Source organism: Rhizobium sp. 05N430 (assembly GCF_056396985.1).
On sequence record NZ_JBFTMO010000015.1, the window covers coordinates 40127 to 57451 of the forward strand.

Below are 17325 nucleotides of genomic sequence, written 5' to 3' on the forward strand. Positions count from 1 at the left end.
AGTATCCCTGAACATAAATTTTTTTCAGAGATGCGACTGCAGCACGGTGTTGATGGGACCCCTCTCGATCAGGCCAAGAGAACGGCAAGCGACAACAACAGTGCGGGGAACATCACGACGCCGCCAATTTTCAGAAACGATAGCGCGCTGACTTCGATGCCCTCCCGGCGCAATGACGTCAGCCAAAGGATTGTCGCAAGGGAACCAGTCACCGAAAGGTTTGGGCCGAGATCCACGCCGATCAGCACCGCGCCAGCGATGCGATCGGAGACCTCCGCGGCCTGGACAGCGCTTCCGGCGAAAAGACCGGCAGGCAGATTGTTGATGAGATTCGAAAGCAGGGCGACACCGGTCCCTGCAACTGCGGTTGCTTGCACTTCGGAATGTGCGCCGAGCGTCCTGAGATGGTCCGCAAGTATGGTAGCGACGCCCGTATGATTGACCGCCTCAACGACGACGAACAATCCGCCGACCAAAGGGATGACGCCCCAACTGACATCGCGTAAGACGTTGATTGGGTTTTGCCGGATAACGGCGAGCACGGCCAGCGTCGTTATCATGCCGGCTATAAACGTAGGCCGCCCCAGGCTGACATGCATCGCTGAGGCCCACAGAAGAATGGCCGCTGTGACGACCAACCCAAATCCGGCAAGCTGTGCAGAGATGCTGAGATGCGGGCGCGCGATCGCGGTGTCCACGGTGTCAGCGACGAGCGTCCGGCGTTGCGACCAATAAAGCGTCAGATAAGTCACGACGATAGAAGCCATAGACGGGAGCATGAACGTACTCATCCAGCGAGACAGCGATGGCATGTCGCCGCCAGCGAAGATCACCAGATTTGCAGGATTGGATATCGGCAAGACGAAACTTGCGGCATTGGCAACAAAGGCACAGATCAGCAGGTAAGGTAACGGATCCCTGACCTTTGCCGCGCGGCATGCGGCGTAGACAGCGGGCGTGAGAACAACAGCCGTCGCGTCGTTGGACAGGAATGCGGTGACGAGAATGCCGACACCATAAACAAGAGCGAAGAGCCGCGTTGGCGATCCTCTTGCATAGGACGTGGCAATGGCTGCAAGCCAGTCAAACAGCCCTTCTTTCCGGGCAAGCTCGGATAGGAGCATCATGCCGATCAGAAACAGATAGACGTCGGTACCCTTTGCCACCCCGGCCCAGACTTCCATAGGGTTGAGGATGCCGGATAGAAGGATGAGCAAAGCTCCGCCAACGGCCCAGATTGCCTCAGGCAGACGAAACGGCCGGACAACAACACCGGCGGCTGTGACGCTCGCGATGGCACAGGTGTAGAAGGATGTGTTCATATCTTTCCCCGTGCTTGGAAGCTATGCGGCTGAGGCGCTGCTCTGACTGCCCGCCGTCTCTGTACGATTTTTGCGTAGCTTGTCGAGCAGCAGATAGATGACGGGTGTCGTATAGAGGGTGAGCAACTGGCTCACAAGGAGACCCCCGACAATTGCGTAGCCGAGCGGCTGCCGCAATTCGGAGCCAGATCCGTGACCGATGGCAAGAGGCAACCCTCCAAGCAATGCGGCCATCGTGGTCATCAGGATCGGACGAAACCGCATCTGTGCTGCCTTGACGATCGCGTCCTCGCTTCCGAGACCTTCTTCCCGCTCTGCCTGGATCGCGAAATCCACTAGCATGATGCCATTCTTCTTGACGATGCCGATCAGCAGGATGACCCCTATCATTGCGACGAGGCCGAAGTCGAAACCTGCCAGTTTGAGTGCAAGCAATGCCCCAAGACCCGCTGATGGCAACGTCGAGAGGATCGTCAACGGATGGATGAGGCTTTCGTACAAGACGCCGAGAATGATGTAGACAACGACGAGCGACGCCAGGATCAGCAAGGGGACGGTTCCGAGCGAATCCTTGAAAGCCTTGGCGCTTCCGGAGAAACTTGTCTGCAGCGAAGCCGGCGGATGCATGTCGGCCACTGCCGTTTCGATTGCCTGCGTCGCTTCGCCAAGCGCGACATTCGGGGCAAGGTTGAACGAGATCGTGACCGCCGGCGACTGACCCTGGTGCGATATGGAGACGGGTGAGACGCCGTCCGTCGACCACTTCGCCACCACGGAAAGCGGAACCAAGGTGCCGTTGCTGGCACGAATGGAAAGCCGGTCCAGCGTTGCAATGTCGCGCTGCAGGTTGGGAAGAACTTCGAGGATCACCCGGAACGTATCCGTTTGCGTCGAGTAGGACGCGACCTGCCGCTGACCGAAGGCATCGTAAAGCGTGTCGTCGATGCCGGAGGGCAAAACCCCGTAAAGCGTTGCTGCGGCGCGATCGATCTTGATCGACAGATTGGGCGCTTCAGCTTGCTGGTCGCTGCCAACATCCCGCAGTTGCGAGACGCCTTGAAGGCGGCTGGTAACCTTCGATGCCCAGGTACCAAGCTCCTCGATATCGGCGTCCTGAAGGGTGAACTGATATTGGGTCTTGGCAGGCCGCGCGCCGATATTGATATCCTGGGCGGACTGCATGAAAAGCTTGATGCCTTGCTGCGCATTCAAAGCCTGGCCGAGCCGTTCGATGACTTGCCTGGCGCTCACGTTCCGGCTCTCCAATGGCTTCAGTGTAATGTTCACGTGGCCCTGATTGAGCGCGTTGCCGCCATTGCCGCCGCCGATGTCCATGAACACGCTGTAGACCGCCGGATCCTTCAGGATGATGGCGCTAACCCGCTCCTGCAGTTTTGACATCTCCGAGAAGGAAATATCCGGAGAGGCTTGCGATAGCCCGCCAATGAAACCTGTATCTTGCTCCGGAAAGAAGCCCTTGGGGATAACAATGAACAGATAGGCTGTTCCTGCGATCGTCGCGATGAAGACGCCAAGCGTCAATATCCTATGGCGGATCACCGGCCTCAGGCTCGCGATATAAAGCGACGTGAGGCGATCGAAGAACGCTTCTCCGAGGCGGTAGAACCGCCCCCGTTGGCGTTCATCGATCGGGCGGATCAGCTTGGAAGCCAGCATCGGGGTCAACGTCAGCGACACGATGGCGGAAATGACGATCGCGACCGTTAAGGTGATCGCAAATTCGCGAAACAGGCGTCCAACGATGCCGCCCATCAATAGGACCGGGATGAGAACAGCGATCAGCGACAGGCTGATCGAGACGATGGTAAAACCGATCTCACGCGCGCCTCTGCGGGCGGCATCACGGGGATCGACGCCGTCTTCGATATGGCGGGTGATGTTTTCCAGCATGACGATCGCATCATCGACGACAAATCCGACAGCCACGACGAGGGCCATGAGAGACAGGTTGTCGAGACTGAAACCGAGCACCCACATCGGCGCCAACGCACCGACGAGCGCAATCGGCAGCGTCAGCACCGGAATGATCGTCGCGCGGAGGTTTCGCAGGAAAAGGAATATCACCACGACGACCAGACCAATCGTCAGCATCAGCGTGAATTGAACATCATTGACTGATGCCCTGATCGTTGTCGTGCGATCAGTGACGAGCTCGAGCTTGATCGACTTGGGCAGTGACGCCTGAAGCGCCGGGAGCTGTTCCTTCACGGCGTTTACGACAGCAATGACGTTTGCGCCCGGCTGACGGAAGACGTCGAGCGCGATACCGCGCTCGCCATTGGTCCAATGCGCCATCTTGTTGTCTTCGGCGCCATCGACCGCCTGACCGATATCGCGGATACGAACGGGACCGCCGCTGCTATACGCGATGACTGCGTCGTTCCACTGTGCGCTGCTACCGATCTGGTCATTCGTGTAGATCGGAAAGGTCCTGGTCGGATCGTCGATGTTTCCTTTGGGCGCGCTGAGACTGAGATTGCCGATCGCCGTTCGCACGTCCTCGAGTGTGATATCCGCCTGCGCCAGCCGCCCGGGATCGACCGCGATCCGGATCGCGGGCTTCTGCTTGCCGCCGATGTTTACGAAAGCGACACCCGATACCTGACCGATCTTGGATGCCACATTGCGTTCGATAAACTCATCCAGTTCAGGCAAGGTTAGAACATCGGAGCTTGCCGACAGTTGCATGATGGGGGCGTCGGCGGGGTTCGCCTTATGCACCGTGGGCAGAGACGTCATGTCCTTCGGAAGCTGACCAGCCGCTTCGCTAATTGCCGTCTGAACGTCGCTTGCGGCCGTCTGGATATCCTGGTCGAGTCCAAACTGCACCGTGATCGAGGTCGTACCGAGCGAACTGTTCGAGGTCATTTCGGATATGCCGCTGACGCGCGACAACGCGTCTTCGATCGGCTGGGCGACGCTGGCAGCCATGGTCTCAGGCGAGGCGCCGGGAAGGTTTGCTGCGATCTGGATCGTCGGGAAGTCGATCTGCGGCAAAGCCGAGACCGGCATAAACGGATAACAGATGGCCCCGAGAAGGACGATGCCGCACATGATCAGCCCGGTCGCGACCGGATGAACGATAAAGAAATCAAAAAATCCTGCTGGTTCTCCGGGCTTACGCTCGCGATCGATCATTATGGCGTTGCCTTGTCTGCGAGCTCACCTGCCGGGGAGCCGGTCCATGGGGTGACCGAAACCAACGCGCCGTCGCCGATGCGTGACTGACCGTCCATGACGACCTGATCGCCGTCACTGATACCTTCTGTAACCAGCGCCATCGCATCGGTGACGAAGGCGGTCTTGACCGCGCGGCGGACCGCTTTTCCGCCGGCGCCGACGACGTAGGCGTAGAGTCCGTCGCGACCGCGGGCGAGCGCCTTGTCAGGAACGATGACACCAGTGCGTTTCTCGACCGTCAGCGTTGTTGCGACGGGCAGACCGGGCCAGAGCACCGCCTTGGCATTGTCGAATGTCGCCTTGAGATGGATGGAGCCGTTCGAGGCATCGACGGAGTTGTCGAGAGTGGTCAGTTTCCCGGTGGCAAGTGTGCGGCTGCCGTCGGTGCTCGTCAGTTTGACCTCTGCTATACCCTGATTCAGAGCGTCCCTGATCTCGCCAAACTTGTCGCCCGGCGCCACGAACGATACCCCGATCGGATCCATCTGCGTGATCGTCACGATGCCAGTCGTGGAGCTCGCGTTTACGACGCTGCCGACATCGACCTGCTTGAATCCGGTGCGTCCTTCAAAGGGGGCGGTGATCGTGGCAAACCCGAGCTGGGTTTCCGCGCTTTTGATAAGCGCGTCGTCATATTGGACGGCCGCCGCATATTGTTGACTCGACGCGGTCTTTTGCTCAAGCGTCGAAGCCGACGCAACGCCCTTCTCGGCGAGTGCCGCATACCGCTGTGCGTCTGTCCGGGCACTGTTTAGCTGCGCCTCGTCCTGGGCCTTTTTCGCCTTTGCAGACGCGAGAGCGGAAATCAATTCGCGATCGTCCAGCTTGAGAAGAACACTGCCTTTTTGCACCATCTGCCCTTCAGCAAAGGAGATGTCGACGACTTGCCCGTCGATCCTGGGCCTGACCGTCACAGACTGCAGGGGTGCAACGGTTCCGATGCCATTGATGACGCGGTCGATCGTTCCCGTCCGCGCAGCGATTGCGGTTACCGGCACTGCGGCGGCATCCGCTGCGATTGTTGAACTGCCTTGAAAGGCCGCGGTGACGACGCATGCCGTGAAGAAGACGGACTTGCCAGGAGAGGCAAGCAATCGAACAATAGGTTTGATCATGCGTGCCACTCCCGGAAATCCGCCAGATAACGCGCGCCGTTGATTTTGGTTCAACGGCGCGCCAGGCGTCGTTTTTGGAAGCTTCAGGGCTTCATCTCGTGCGACATATTGCCGAGCGGTCCGCCATGCGGGGGAGGTCCAGGCGGCGGGCGAAGGGCGTCGGTCTTGCCATCCTGATGAACAACGTAGCTCGCATGCAGGAACCCGTCGTCGAAGCGGCCTTGGACACTGATGGGTTCGCCGACAGCAACGAGCTTGCCGTCATCGCCGGCCGGACCGGTCTCGATCAAGGCCTTGCCGGTTTCGTCTTGAACGATGAACTTGTTACCGTAGATCTCCGTGACCTTGCCTTTGAGCGTCACCACGCCCCAATCGTCCTTGAGGCTGGAGATCGAGGTGGGTGTCAAGGGTGCAAGCTCGATGCCGGGCCGGGTGAATTTCATTGCCGCGGCACCGCCGGCCGCACCGATTGCAAGGACCGCAAAGGCCGCAATTCCAAAAGCCGCCAGATGCGTTGCCGGCCGGCGAGGGCGGCCCCTGCGGACCGGCCGCTCAGGCGAGGTGCCGGGAGCGTCGTTTTCCATGGACATGATGCTGTCTCCAGTTCGTTGTGACTGGAGGATGATAGGCGTGTCCGGATCGACGCAGGCTGAACGTCGCGGTTCAGTTTCAGTTAAGCAAACGCGCCCTAGTTCTCATGAAGACATCAGAGAAACTGGGTTCACGATGCGCATATTGCTGGTCGAAGACGACGGATGATGGGCCGGGCATCGACGCTGGCTTTGACCCCGAGGCGGTCTCACCTGGCGTGCGGCTGGATGAGACTTCCCCGGACACGGTTTCGGCCTTTCGATAGCACGGGAGCTTGTCGGGCTCTTCGGCGGACCGCTTCATCTCAAGCAGAGGGAAGGTGGGGGACTGGCAGCGACCGTTGAATTTCCGGCATCCTCTGGCCTGCTCAAGCCGTCACAGCGTTGTGTTGCCGCAACGTTCTTGGGTGCGAACGGACCGGCGCTCAGGAAGTTCGCCGGACTTGTTCAATTCGAAACAGCGGACGGCCTCCGCGGACTCCGCAAGTATGCCGCCTGGGCACGTTAACTCGGTGTCCGTGGCGACAAGATCGCATTGTTAGTGGAGTTGCTCAACTCTTCTGTCATCCCTCCGGAAGGCCTGCCTTGCGGAAACCGTCGACAAAATGGTCTCCAACAGATGGATCACGCAGCGGTTGGGAACTGAGCCAATGGTTGATCGTGAAATGGGGGTGGGCGATCAAGAACAGCTCTGCCTCGCGACGAGCCTCTTCTAGGTCGTCCAATTGTGCAAGCGAGGCAGCAAGAAATTTACGTGAGTTGGTTCGGTAGGTTTCATCCCGGCGGAGAGTGGCCTTCGCCCCGTCATAATTGCGGGTAGCGTATTGGGCCTGTCCAAGATGACAAAGATACCAGCAGGGTGGATGCGGATTGAGCCGCAGCGCCTTCTCGATCTGTGCCAGTCCGTCGGCGACCCTGCCGTCGAGAACTGACATGTCCGACATCGCAGCCCAGGTATCAGCATGGTTGGGATCCAGCTCCAAGGCCTTGGCGAAGGCCGCCTCTGATTCCTCCCATCGCCGCTCGTAAGCTAAAATGGTCCCCAGAACATAACGGCACCCGGCATCGTTTGGATCGAGGCTGACTGCTCTCTGCGCGAACGTCGTCGCTGTCCGGCGATTGAGATCTTCCGGTTCTCCAAAATGAGTCCAGGCGAGCCACCGATTATAGGCGAGCAGCCCAAGCGCCTCGGCATATGATGGCTCAAGCTCAACAGCACGTTGGAGCAGCATATAGGCCTCGCGCGCGGTATGCGGCGACTCTTCCGTCAAGCGCCGAGCGCGGACACAAAGATCGTACGCCTCAAAGTGCTTCGGCCGATTACGTTGTATCGGCACAGCCAGCCGTCCGACAAGCGCCTCAACAATCTTGGCATTAACTTCGTCCTGTAGCTCGAAGACATCTTCCATCGTTCTGTCAAAGCGATCAGCCCACAGGTGCTGGCCGGCACGGGCATCGAACAGCTGCGCATTGATGCGAACACGGCCCGCTGAGCGTCTCGCGCTCCCTTCCAGGACAAAGCGGACACCGAGGTCCTGGGCCACCACCCGCACGTCGATCTGCTTGCCCTTGTACGCGAACACCGAGCTGCGCGCGATGACGAACAGTCCAGGCCTTCGAGAGAGGTCGGTGATCAGATCCTCTGTCAAGCCGTCGACAAAATAGCCGTCCGCTTCATCCCCGGTTATATTGGTGAAAGGCAACACCGCGATCGAGGGGCCATCGGGCAGCGGGAATATGCTTTGCAACTGATCTGGCCAGTGCCAGACGTGGACCGGGCGGATAAGGTTCTTCAGGTGGCATTGGCCTGCGTCGAAGAACCGCTCGTCGATACTGCCGGCGATCTCGCCATGAACGTCCGCTGAAATGCAAATGCCGCCCGGTACGGCCGCCGTTTGAAGGCGCGCCGCGACATTTACCCCGTCGCCAAGCAGATCTGAACCGTCATGAATGACATCCCCCAGGTTCACGCCTATCCGCAAGAGGAGGCGCCGGTCTCCGAGATCCTCAACAGCAAGGGTGGCTCGTTGAATTTCCAACGCTGCTTTGACCGCATCCATTGCGCTACCGAACTCGATCAGGAATCCGTCGCCCAGAACCTTGAAGATGCGACCTTTGTGGCGCGTCGCAGCAGGCTCGATAATTCCAAAGCGCAGCTCCCTGACGTTCGCCAAGGTTGCGGCTTCATCGGCTTCCATAAGGCCCGAATATCCTACCACGTCAGCAACGACAATGGCAGCAAGGCGGCGTTGAAGAGATTGATCTGTCATATGAGGACAAGCCTAACGACCTGCCTCGTAAGGTACTGTTCACCCGCAGATCAGTCAACAAGCCGAAAAATACGATCGTTTCGCAGACCAGCGAATAGAGATCTGCGCCTTTGGAGGTCTCGGTTCACCAGGCTAGACATCGAGTTATAAAAAAAGCCCATATCTCGTTTCTTGGAGATCGCACAGGTATCACACAGATCATTGGATACCCGTCCCGCCCATTGCCTACCTTCTTCCAGGCGGATTGGTCCTGCTCCATTCCTCGTATTCACTGCGGGCATCGTCGTGCAGTGGATAATAGCGTTGCAGAGATCCGCCCTGCATGAGTTTCATCCGCGAAAATTCTTCCCAGTCGTGATGCGTTTGCGATTCTTCGATAACCTTGCGGGCCATCGCGACGGGAAGCACCACCACGCCGTCATCATCAGCCACGATGATGTCACCTGGAATTACCGTGACACCGCCACAGGCAATCGGAACATTGACAGCGTTAGGGTAGATGCTCGTCTGGACGTGATAATTTGGCGTCCAGCCGCGAAGCCACAGGGAAAGATCTAGCTTTTCGACATTGGGCCTGTCTCTCATGCATCCGTCGATGACGATGCCAGCACCGCCGCGGCCTTTGAAATAGGTCGACATCATGTCGCCGAAGACGCCGGAGCTCATGTCGCCACGTGCATCGACGACGACGACATCGCCTTCCTGGACGTGGTAGAGGACGTGGCGATGCAGCTGCGTTTCAGGATCAGCATACTCTCCTTCGCTAAAGAGATCCGGCCGCTGGGGCATGAACTGGAGCGTCAGTGCCGGTCCGACGATCGACTTGCCTCGCCTCTGTGAAGTGGGACCGACCATGTGCGGATAGCGAAACCCCATATGCCCGAGTGTGCCGGCAATCGTCGCCGCGCCAATCTCCTTTAATGCATCGATCAATTCCTTGGGCGGTCGCGTAATGTCGGGCGTCTGCGTCATGACAAGCTCCAATGTTGAGTGGATTACCAGTTGGTGACGGAACCATCACGGCGCCTGAGGTGAGGGGCTTCCCAGAAGCGGAAGCTTTGTGCCGCAATTGCATCCTCGTTTACCTCAACGCCGAGCCCAGGCAGGGCGTTGACCGGGTAGTCGGTCCCGTCGAGCCTCGGCTGCACGGGAAAGAAGTCAGAGTTATCAAAGCCAAGTTTCGTCTCAGGAGCTCTGGTCTCCAACCAAGCAAAGTTGGCTACAGCAGCCGCAAAATGGATCGTCGCGGCCGTGCATACAGGACCAAGCGGATTGTGCGGCATCAGATCGACATAATGCGCCTCACTCCAACCGGCGACCTTCATAGCTTCGGTAAGGCCGCCGACATTGCAGACGTCGATCCGGTTGAACTGGTGAAGATCTTGCTCGATGAAGGGTAGAAACTGCCATTTGCTGGCGAACTCTTCCCCTATGGCAAATGGAATGTTGGTCATCTTGCGTAAGGATTCATATGCGCTTGGGGTCTCATCCCTGATTGGCTCCTCAAGAAAATCCAGTACGCCACTCCCGAGCTTGCTGCAGAAGCTTGCAGCTTCCGCAACCGATAGCCGGTGATGATAGTCGATGCCGAGGACGACGTTGTCGCCCAGAACCTCGCGGGCCTTGTTCAGCACCGCCGCAGTCGCGCCAATCGACTCTCGTGGTTCGAAGACCTCGCGGTTGCTTTGTCCGGCCGGAAAGAAGCGGATCGCCTGCCAACCCTGTTCGCGCAGCTCGCTCGCACGGTCAATCGCAGCATCGCCCTCCGCCTCATCGCCGGTAGAGGCAAAGGTCGGTATGCGCTCGCGCTGTTTGCCACCCAGAAGGTCGTAGACCGGTACGCCCAGCGCCTTACCCTTGATGTCATGGAGGGCAATATCGATCGCGGAAATCGCTGCCTGCAAAACGCGCCCGCCTTCGAAATACTGGCTGCGATAAAGCTCTTGCCATATCCGCCCTATCTGCATCGGATCGCGGCCGATCAGGAATTCGCGATAATGTTCGATTGCGCCCGCAACTGCTTGCTCTCGTCCGCTTAAGCCGCTCTCGCCCCACCCGAAGATCCCGCAATCTGTTTCGACTTTGACCAGCATCTGATTGCGGATGCCGACCCAGATCGGATATGGCTTGATCGCCGTGATTTTAAGTTTCGTCGTCATCGACGCCTCGTGTTGCGCATGCGCGTCATCTCAATCTGCCTTGAGAGCCATTTCTGTTTCGCCGTCGAACAAGTGGATCCGCTCCTGATCGAACTCCAGCCAGATCGGTTCATCTGGAGCGACGACAACGGCTGGCGGCACGCTGATATTGACGATAGCGCCGGACAGGAAGGCCTGTACGAAAGTGACGTCTCCTGTCGGTTCAACCGTGTAGGCTTTGGCGGGGACAGTTCCTGGGATCGCAGTCTTATGCAGTTTGATGGTCGAATGACGCGCACCGAGCACGACCTTCTTGGATGCCGCTTTGGCGACCTTCCTGGCATTCTCCGGCGAAAGTTCCAGTCGCCAACCTTCCGCGCTGGTCAAGACCGTATTGCCTCCTGCGGTGGATGCTTCCAGCGGAACGAGGCTCATCGCCGGACTGCCGACGAAGCTTGCCACGAACATGTTCACGGGATTGGCAAAGACTTGTGCCGGCGTATCGTATTGCTGCAGATAGCCACCGTTCATCACCGCCATCCGGTCGGCCATCGTGACCGCTTCAAGCTGATCGTGCGTCACGTAGATGATTGTGGCTTTCAGATCTTGGTGAAAACGCTTGATCTCCGAACGCATCTGCACGCGGAGCTTGGCGTCGAGATTGGAGAGCGGCTCGTCCATCAGGAACACGGCCGGATCGCGTACGAGGGCGCGGCCGAGCGCCACGCGCTGCTGTTGGCCGCCCGAAAGCTCCCGCGGCTTGCGCTCCAGCAACTGCGTCATGTCCAGGACGCGTGCAGCTTCCCTGACTTTCCTGTCGATCTCGTCCTTTGGCAGTTTGCGCATCTGCAGCGGGAAGGCCAGGTTTTTATAGACCGACTTCTGAGGATAGAGAGCGTAGTTCTGGAACACCATCGCGATGTCCCTGTCCTTGGGGTCGAGATCATTGACCACCCGGTCGCCGATGACAATATCGCCAGACGTCACAGACGTCAGCCCCGCCACCAAGTTGAGCGTTGTCGTCTTGCCGCAGCCTGACGGGCCGACGAGTGCCACGAACTCGCCGTCGTTAACAGTCAGCGTGACGCTCTTCACAGCATTGAAGCTGCCATAATTCTTGATCAGATCTTTGAGGACCACATGGGCCACGAGCAACTCCCTAATGCTTGACTGCGCCTTCGGTGAGGGCGCGTACGAAGTATCGTTGCAGAAGCAGAAAAAGGACGACGACCGGTACGCTCATGATGAAGCTGGCCGCCATGAGACCGGGAAAGTCGGTGGTGTTCTCCGAGAAGAAACGCTGGATGCCAACGGGTAGGGTCAACTGTTCATTCTTCGACAGGAACGTGTAGGCATAAATGTATTCGTTCCATGCGCCGATAAACGAATAGATCGCTGTAGCGATGATCCCAGGCGTTGAGAGTGGCACGACAATCAGCACGAAGGCCTGGAAACGGGTCGCCCCGTCAATGCGTGCGGCCTGCTCCAGTTGGATCGGAATATTGTCGTAGAAGCCTTTGAGGAGCCAGATTGCGAGCGGCAAGCCAAATGTAAGGTAGGTCAGGACGAGGGACCCATGGGTGTTCACCAGCCCTAATGCGCGCATGAGAATAAACAGCGGCACGAGGAAGATGACTGCCGGGAACATATTGCGAAGCAAGACAGCGAAAAACAGGAAGTTCCGTCCCGGGAAGGTGAAGCGGGAAAACGCGTAAGCAGCCGGTACCGCCACGACAACCGACATTATTGTAGTCGCCGTGGACACGAAGAGGCTATTCCAAAAGAAACGCAGGAAGTCTTGGCCGACGCTGTTTTGGGGATCAAGCAGCTTTTGGTAGCTGGCAAGAGTGGGTTGGTCCGGCCACCATTGGGGCGGGAACTGCATTGCGGCAAAACCAGATTTGATTGATGTCAGCAGCATCCAGACCATCGGCAAAGCTGTGTAGAGCAGCATGAAGAGCAGGAACACCCGGCCGCCCCACCGCCATCCGTCGATGGTTGTGCGGCCGCGTGCCTGCCTGGTCTGCGCGGTCCCGGGAATTGTGCTCATTCGCTTCCTTCCTTTTGCCCATTGGCGCTTAGCGCGCGAACATAGAAGTAGCCGAAAGACATCAGTATCAAGAACAGCAGGACCGAGTAGGCCGATGCCACACCCCACCGCTGGCGTCCGAACGCGAGTTCATAGATATGCGTGATCCAGATGTGCGATGCGTTCGATGGTCCCCCGCCCGTCATGATCCATGGGATGATGAAGGAATTGAAGTTGGCCACCGCCAAGAGCAGGATCGTTACCGTGGAGACATTTCTGACATGCGGGAAGGTGACGTGCCAGAACCGCTGCCAGGCATTGGCGCCGTCAACTTTCGCCGCACGCAGCAGTTGATCGGGCACTGTTTGTAGGCCAGCCATCATCATGATCATGGCAAACGGGAACTCTCTCCAGATGTTGACGACGATAAGCGAGGGCAGCACCGTATCGACACTGTCGATGAAATTCGGTGGCCGGTCGGCAAGGCCTACGCCGACCAATACCGCGCCGATCACACCAAAGTCCGAATGGTAGATCCACTTCCAGATGTAGGATGCGGCGACTGCACTGATAACCCAGGGGATGATCAGGATGGCTCGCAGGATTGCACGGCCGGCGAAGTCACGATGGAGCGCCAAAGCACAGGCGAACCCAAGAACGAAGGAGATGAAAGTTGACCCGAGGGTCCAGATGAGGGTGTTTTTGGTCACAGTCCAAAACACCGAACTTTTAAGGATGGCAGTGTAGTTGTCGAGGCCGACGAAAATCTTGTCTTTGAGCTGTAGGCCGGGCGGCGTGTTAAAGAAAGACAGCTCGATCGTATAGTAGATCGGGTATGCTATCACGATGAGCATCACTGCGATCGACGGCAGAACGTATGCGTAGTCAGCACGATGGTCCCAGATCTTTCGCAACAAACCGGGCCTGTATTGTTCAAGCGGCCGGGAAACGTCTGCCTTTCCAGTCAAGATCGCCACTACGCTAGGCCCTCATCCTTTGAGACAAAGCCGGCTGCGGGAATCTCAGCAGCCGGTTAGATCGTCGGATCTGGGCTAGAGCCCACCGTCCATTATTTCTTTAACTTTCTTGGCGGCATCGTCGGCTGCCTGGTCGACCGTCATCGCACCAGTCAAAGCGTTCTGCAGCATGTCCGGTACGATGATGTTCATGATCTCGGGAGACTGCGGTAGTGCGGGGAACGGAATGCCAAACGGCAGCATCGATGTGGTGACGTCAAGGAATTTGATCTTGTCCAGACGGTCCTTCATCCACTTGGTCTTGAAGCCGTTGAGGTTGCCTGGGTTCGAGCCGACATAGGCCAACTTCAAGGACCATTCAGGGCTGGACCACATGCAGACGATAGCCTTCGCGGCTGGTTCGTCCACCTTGCCTCCTTCCACGTATTCGGGTTTGAGGATATGAATGTTTGAACCGCCAAAGACAACGGCACGCTTGCCGTCGGGGCCGGTCGGAATGAGTCCGTAACGCATATTGTCGATGACCGTCTGCGCCTTCTCCTTATCCGTAGCGGTCGCCTTCTTTTGCAGATCCAGCATGACGTCGTAGTCAGACGGATGAGAAACCATCATACCAAGCTGGCCAGCCAGGAAAAGCGGCTGATTGTCTGCCTGCTGGTTTGTAAGAGCTGAGACAGGTACGGATTTGTCACGAACATACATGTCATAGGAAGCCTGCAATGCGGCCTTGCTTTGAGGGCTGGCAAGTTCAACCTCTTTGTAGGTCGGATCCTTGGATGCCTCGTCAAAGACACCTCCGCCATAGGCCCAAAGCTGCGGCATAAAGCGGTAAGGCGTATTGCCGGCGTTCTTGCGAGCCACGAGGCCGTAGCCCGAGATTCCAAGCTTGTCGTGGATCTGCTTGGAATACTTGACAACATCGTCCCAGGTTGCTGGAGCCTTGTCGGGGTCGAGGCCAGCTCTTTTGAATATGTCGGCATTCCAGATGAAGGCCATCGTTTCGTTATTGGTCGGAATGCCGTAGGGCACACCGTCCCAGCTGACGGCCTTCATGGCGCCAGGCCAGAAATCATCCGTTGAATAACCAACATCCTCTGGCTTCAGAGGCTGAAGATAGCCCTTGGCAGCAAACTCGACGCCTCCCAGGATCTGCAGGCGAACCGCCATCGGAGCGGCATTGCCGAGCAGTGCGGTGCGGAATTTATCGAGCAGGTCGTTGTAAGTCAGCCCCTGTTCCTCGAGCTGAATATTCGGGTAGGTCTTGCGGAAGGTCGCAAAGAAATCCTTGTAATATTGCCGCAGCGAGTCTGGATCGCCTTCGAAGATACCCTGGTACCAGAACGTCAGACGTCCTTTGTAGTCCAGGGGCGTAACCTTGCTGCAATCGGCCGCGGTATCGAAGTCCTGTGTGCCAGCAATAGAACGAACGTAGTCCGGTGACCACTTGCTCAGGTCCACCGACGCGCCAAAAGCGGAAGTAGACAGCATAGACACCAGCATAGCAGTCGAGACGGTGCTGCGCAGGACGGCACCTCCGAGTGAAATCCTCGTCATAGGTATCCTCCAGGTTCTCCCAAGCCGCTCTGCTCAGGGCAGGCGGTCCACGCTCGTGGGACTGACCTCCTCAAGCCAGTGTATCCCATGACGCAGATTATACGTTTTCAGATCAAGGAATGTATGTCAATCGACAAAATCGTACATTGTTTGGCTGAGATTTGCATGATAATTGGGAAAATACAGTATTCATGGGGAACATTTTGACCGAGACGACTGAGTTCAGAGCCATGCCACCCGAAGGCATCGACGCAGATGGCGCATCGAGCGAGGGAGCCACCCTCTACAAACTGATCAGAGATGACATCATCGAGGGTCGGCTTGCAGCAAACGAGCGGCTGGTTGCGACCGATCTCGCCCGACGCCACGGCACATCGACCAATCCGGTTCGCGAGGCCTTGCAGCTGTTGCGTGGCGAAGGTTTCGTTACCTTCGTGCCAAACCGCGGTGCGCGTGTGCGGCCTATCGATCAGGACTTCGTTCGGGATGTCTACGAGATTGGCGTGTTGATCGAGCCGGCACTGACGCGATGGTTCGTCACCATGGCGACCGTGGAAGACATCGCAGAACTCGAGCGCATTCAGGATTTGATCGAGCAGAACAACTTCAGCGACCCATTCAAGCATAGTGAGCTGGATACCGCTTTCCACACGGTGATGTATCAGAAACACTATAACCGTCACGCCGCCGAGCTTTGGTGGAAGCATCGTGAAGTTCTGAGGGCGGTCGGCCGGCGTTTCAACTTCACGCTCGCCCGGCGCGCAGCCATCCTCAGCGAACACCGTGAACTTATTGCGCTCGTGAAGGCCGGAAATGCTGATGCGGCAGCCGAACTCATTGCGCGCCACGTCGAGGGTTCGGGCCGACATCTCCTGGAACATATGAGGGCACGTAGCGCGGCCCGCGCGGGATAGGACAAGCCGGCAAACATCTGCTCAGTTCAAAAGGTAGCCCAGATGAAAATCACAAGCGTACGGCCGTGGCTCATCAAGTCCGATGCGTCTTACTGGGGAGAATTCCTTTTCGTGGAGGTAACGACAGACGAGGGGGTGAGTGGCTGGGGCGAAATAACAACCACGACGAAGCTCGCCAATCGCGCGCTCTGCACAATCCTTCGCCAGATCGGTCAGGCTCTCAGAGGCGAAGATCCCGCCCGTATCGAATATCTGTGGCACAAAATATTCCGCAGCTTCACATACATGGGCAGCAGGGGTGCTGCGGTCGAATGCGTAAGCGCCATCGACATCGCTCTGTGGGATATCCGCGGCAAGGTCCTCGGCAAGCCGATCTACGAGTTACTTGGCGGGCCTGTGCGCGACGAGATCGCCCTCTATACCCATCCCAACCAGGCGAAATTCACCAGCAAAGAGGCTGTCATCCGCGAAATTCGGGATATTGTCGATTCCGGCCACACAGGACTGAAGTTCGATCCGTTCCCTCATCAAGGCCGCGGTGCCGATGGAATCGCGCGTGAACAGCGGGACGGTTATCTCGACGGCAGCATGACCCGCAGGGACGAACGCGAAGCCGCCGAGCTGACGGAACTGATCCGCGAGACAGCAGGCCCGGACGTCGACATTCTCATTGACGCCCACGGCCGGTTCGATGTCCCAACCGCCATCCGTCTTTGCCGCAGCCTTGAAGAAGCAGGCCAGATCGACTGGTTCGAAGAGCCTTGCCCACCCGAGAGTCTAAACGCGCTCAAACAGGTCCGGGAAAAGGTAAATGCTGCAATTTCATGGGGGGAACGTGGTCATACCAAGTGGGACTTCGTTCCCGTGCTCGAAAACAAGCTCGCCGACTACATCATGCCGGATGTCACCTGGACCGGCGGCATTACCGAGCTCAAAAAGATCTCGGCGCTGTGCGAGGCCTATTATATCCCGGTCTCCCCGCATGACGCCGCCGGCCCGATCAACGTGGTTGCGGGCGCGCAGGTGATGATGACCGTCCCGAACTTCTACAAGCTTGAGACGTCGGAATGGAACCTCGGCAAATATGATCACCTTATCGACCGGCCGCTGGATGTCTCGAACGGCAATCTCAGGCTTGCCCAAAAGCCGGGCCTCGGCGTCGAGATGAACCGCGACTACCTTCAAGACCACGAGATTGAATTGGACTGACCGACG

At 57.8% G+C, this 17325-nt stretch carries 13 protein-coding genes; 2 read left to right on the forward strand and 11 right to left on the reverse strand.

The window, feature by feature from the left end; translation table 11 throughout:
- Positions 1 to 68: 68 nt before the first annotated feature.
- From AC1DJO_RS24060 to AC1DJO_RS24110, 11 genes are all read right to left on the reverse strand, one after another.
- Entirely contained in the window at positions 69 to 1322 is a 1254-nt protein-coding gene (locus tag AC1DJO_RS24060; protein ID WP_112540854.1) for an arsenic transporter, read from the reverse strand.
- 21 nt (positions 1323 to 1343) lie between these two features.
- Entirely contained in the window at positions 1344 to 4481 is a 3138-nt protein-coding gene (locus AC1DJO_RS24065; protein ID WP_477973250.1) for an efflux RND transporter permease subunit, read from the reverse strand.
- Positions 4481 to 5638 (reverse strand): efflux RND transporter periplasmic adaptor subunit, encoded by a 1158-nt coding sequence (locus AC1DJO_RS24070; protein ID WP_112540856.1) that lies wholly within the window; start codon positions 5636 to 5638, stop codon positions 4481 to 4483. The genes AC1DJO_RS24065 and AC1DJO_RS24070 overlap by 1 nt, the downstream gene beginning before the upstream one ends.
- An 83-nt stretch (positions 5639 to 5721) precedes the next feature.
- The gene (locus tag AC1DJO_RS24075) at positions 5722 to 6228 is read right to left on the reverse strand and encodes a hypothetical protein (RefSeq protein WP_112540857.1); all 507 of its coding nucleotides are present in this window, start codon (positions 6226 to 6228) and stop codon (positions 5722 to 5724) included.
- Between the two features lie 563 nt (positions 6229 to 6791).
- Entirely contained in the window at positions 6792 to 8498 is a 1707-nt protein-coding gene (locus tag AC1DJO_RS24080) for an adenylate/guanylate cyclase domain-containing protein (protein WP_112540858.1), read from the reverse strand.
- A 225-nt stretch (positions 8499 to 8723) separates the two neighbouring features.
- Positions 8724 to 9470 carry a ribonuclease activity regulator RraA gene (locus tag AC1DJO_RS24085; RefSeq protein ID WP_112386818.1) on the reverse strand — a complete coding sequence of 249 codons (747 nt, stop codon included), beginning with the start codon at positions 9468 to 9470 and terminating at the stop codon, positions 8724 to 8726.
- A 23-nt stretch (positions 9471 to 9493) separates the two neighbouring features.
- The gene (locus AC1DJO_RS24090; RefSeq protein WP_112386819.1) at positions 9494 to 10657 is read right to left on the reverse strand and encodes a mandelate racemase/muconate lactonizing enzyme family protein; all 1164 of its coding nucleotides are present in this window, start codon (positions 10655 to 10657) and stop codon (positions 9494 to 9496) included.
- Between the two features lie 30 nt (positions 10658 to 10687).
- Complete coding sequence (locus AC1DJO_RS24095) at positions 10688 to 11785, reverse strand: ABC transporter ATP-binding protein (RefSeq protein WP_112540859.1); 1098 nt, start codon at positions 11783 to 11785, stop codon at positions 10688 to 10690.
- A 10-nt stretch (positions 11786 to 11795) separates the two neighbouring features.
- A complete protein-coding gene (locus AC1DJO_RS24100; protein WP_112386821.1) occupies positions 11796 to 12686 on the reverse strand; it encodes a carbohydrate ABC transporter permease in 891 nt (296 codons plus the stop codon).
- Positions 12683 to 13642 carry a carbohydrate ABC transporter permease gene (locus AC1DJO_RS24105; RefSeq protein WP_112386822.1) on the reverse strand — a complete coding sequence of 320 codons (960 nt, stop codon included), beginning with the start codon at positions 13640 to 13642 and terminating at the stop codon, positions 12683 to 12685. Before AC1DJO_RS24105 ends, AC1DJO_RS24100 begins: the two co-directional genes overlap by 4 nt.
- Positions 13643 to 13717: 75 nt before the next feature.
- Positions 13718 to 15196 (reverse strand): ABC transporter substrate-binding protein, encoded by a 1479-nt coding sequence (locus tag AC1DJO_RS24110; protein ID WP_112386823.1) that lies wholly within the window; start codon positions 15194 to 15196, stop codon positions 13718 to 13720.
- Positions 15197 to 15399: 203 nt separating this feature from the next.
- On the opposite strand from AC1DJO_RS24110, the gene AC1DJO_RS24115 reads away from it, so the two are divergent.
- Positions 15400 to 16110 (forward strand): GntR family transcriptional regulator, encoded by a 711-nt coding sequence (locus tag AC1DJO_RS24115; RefSeq protein ID WP_112386891.1) that lies wholly within the window; start codon positions 15400 to 15402, stop codon positions 16108 to 16110.
- Positions 16111 to 16152: 42 nt separating this feature from the next.
- On the forward strand, positions 16153 to 17319 hold the full coding sequence (locus AC1DJO_RS24120; protein ID WP_112386824.1) for a mandelate racemase/muconate lactonizing enzyme family protein: 1167 nt from the start codon (positions 16153 to 16155) through the stop codon (positions 17317 to 17319).
- The last annotated feature ends 6 nt before the right edge of the window (positions 17320 to 17325 follow it).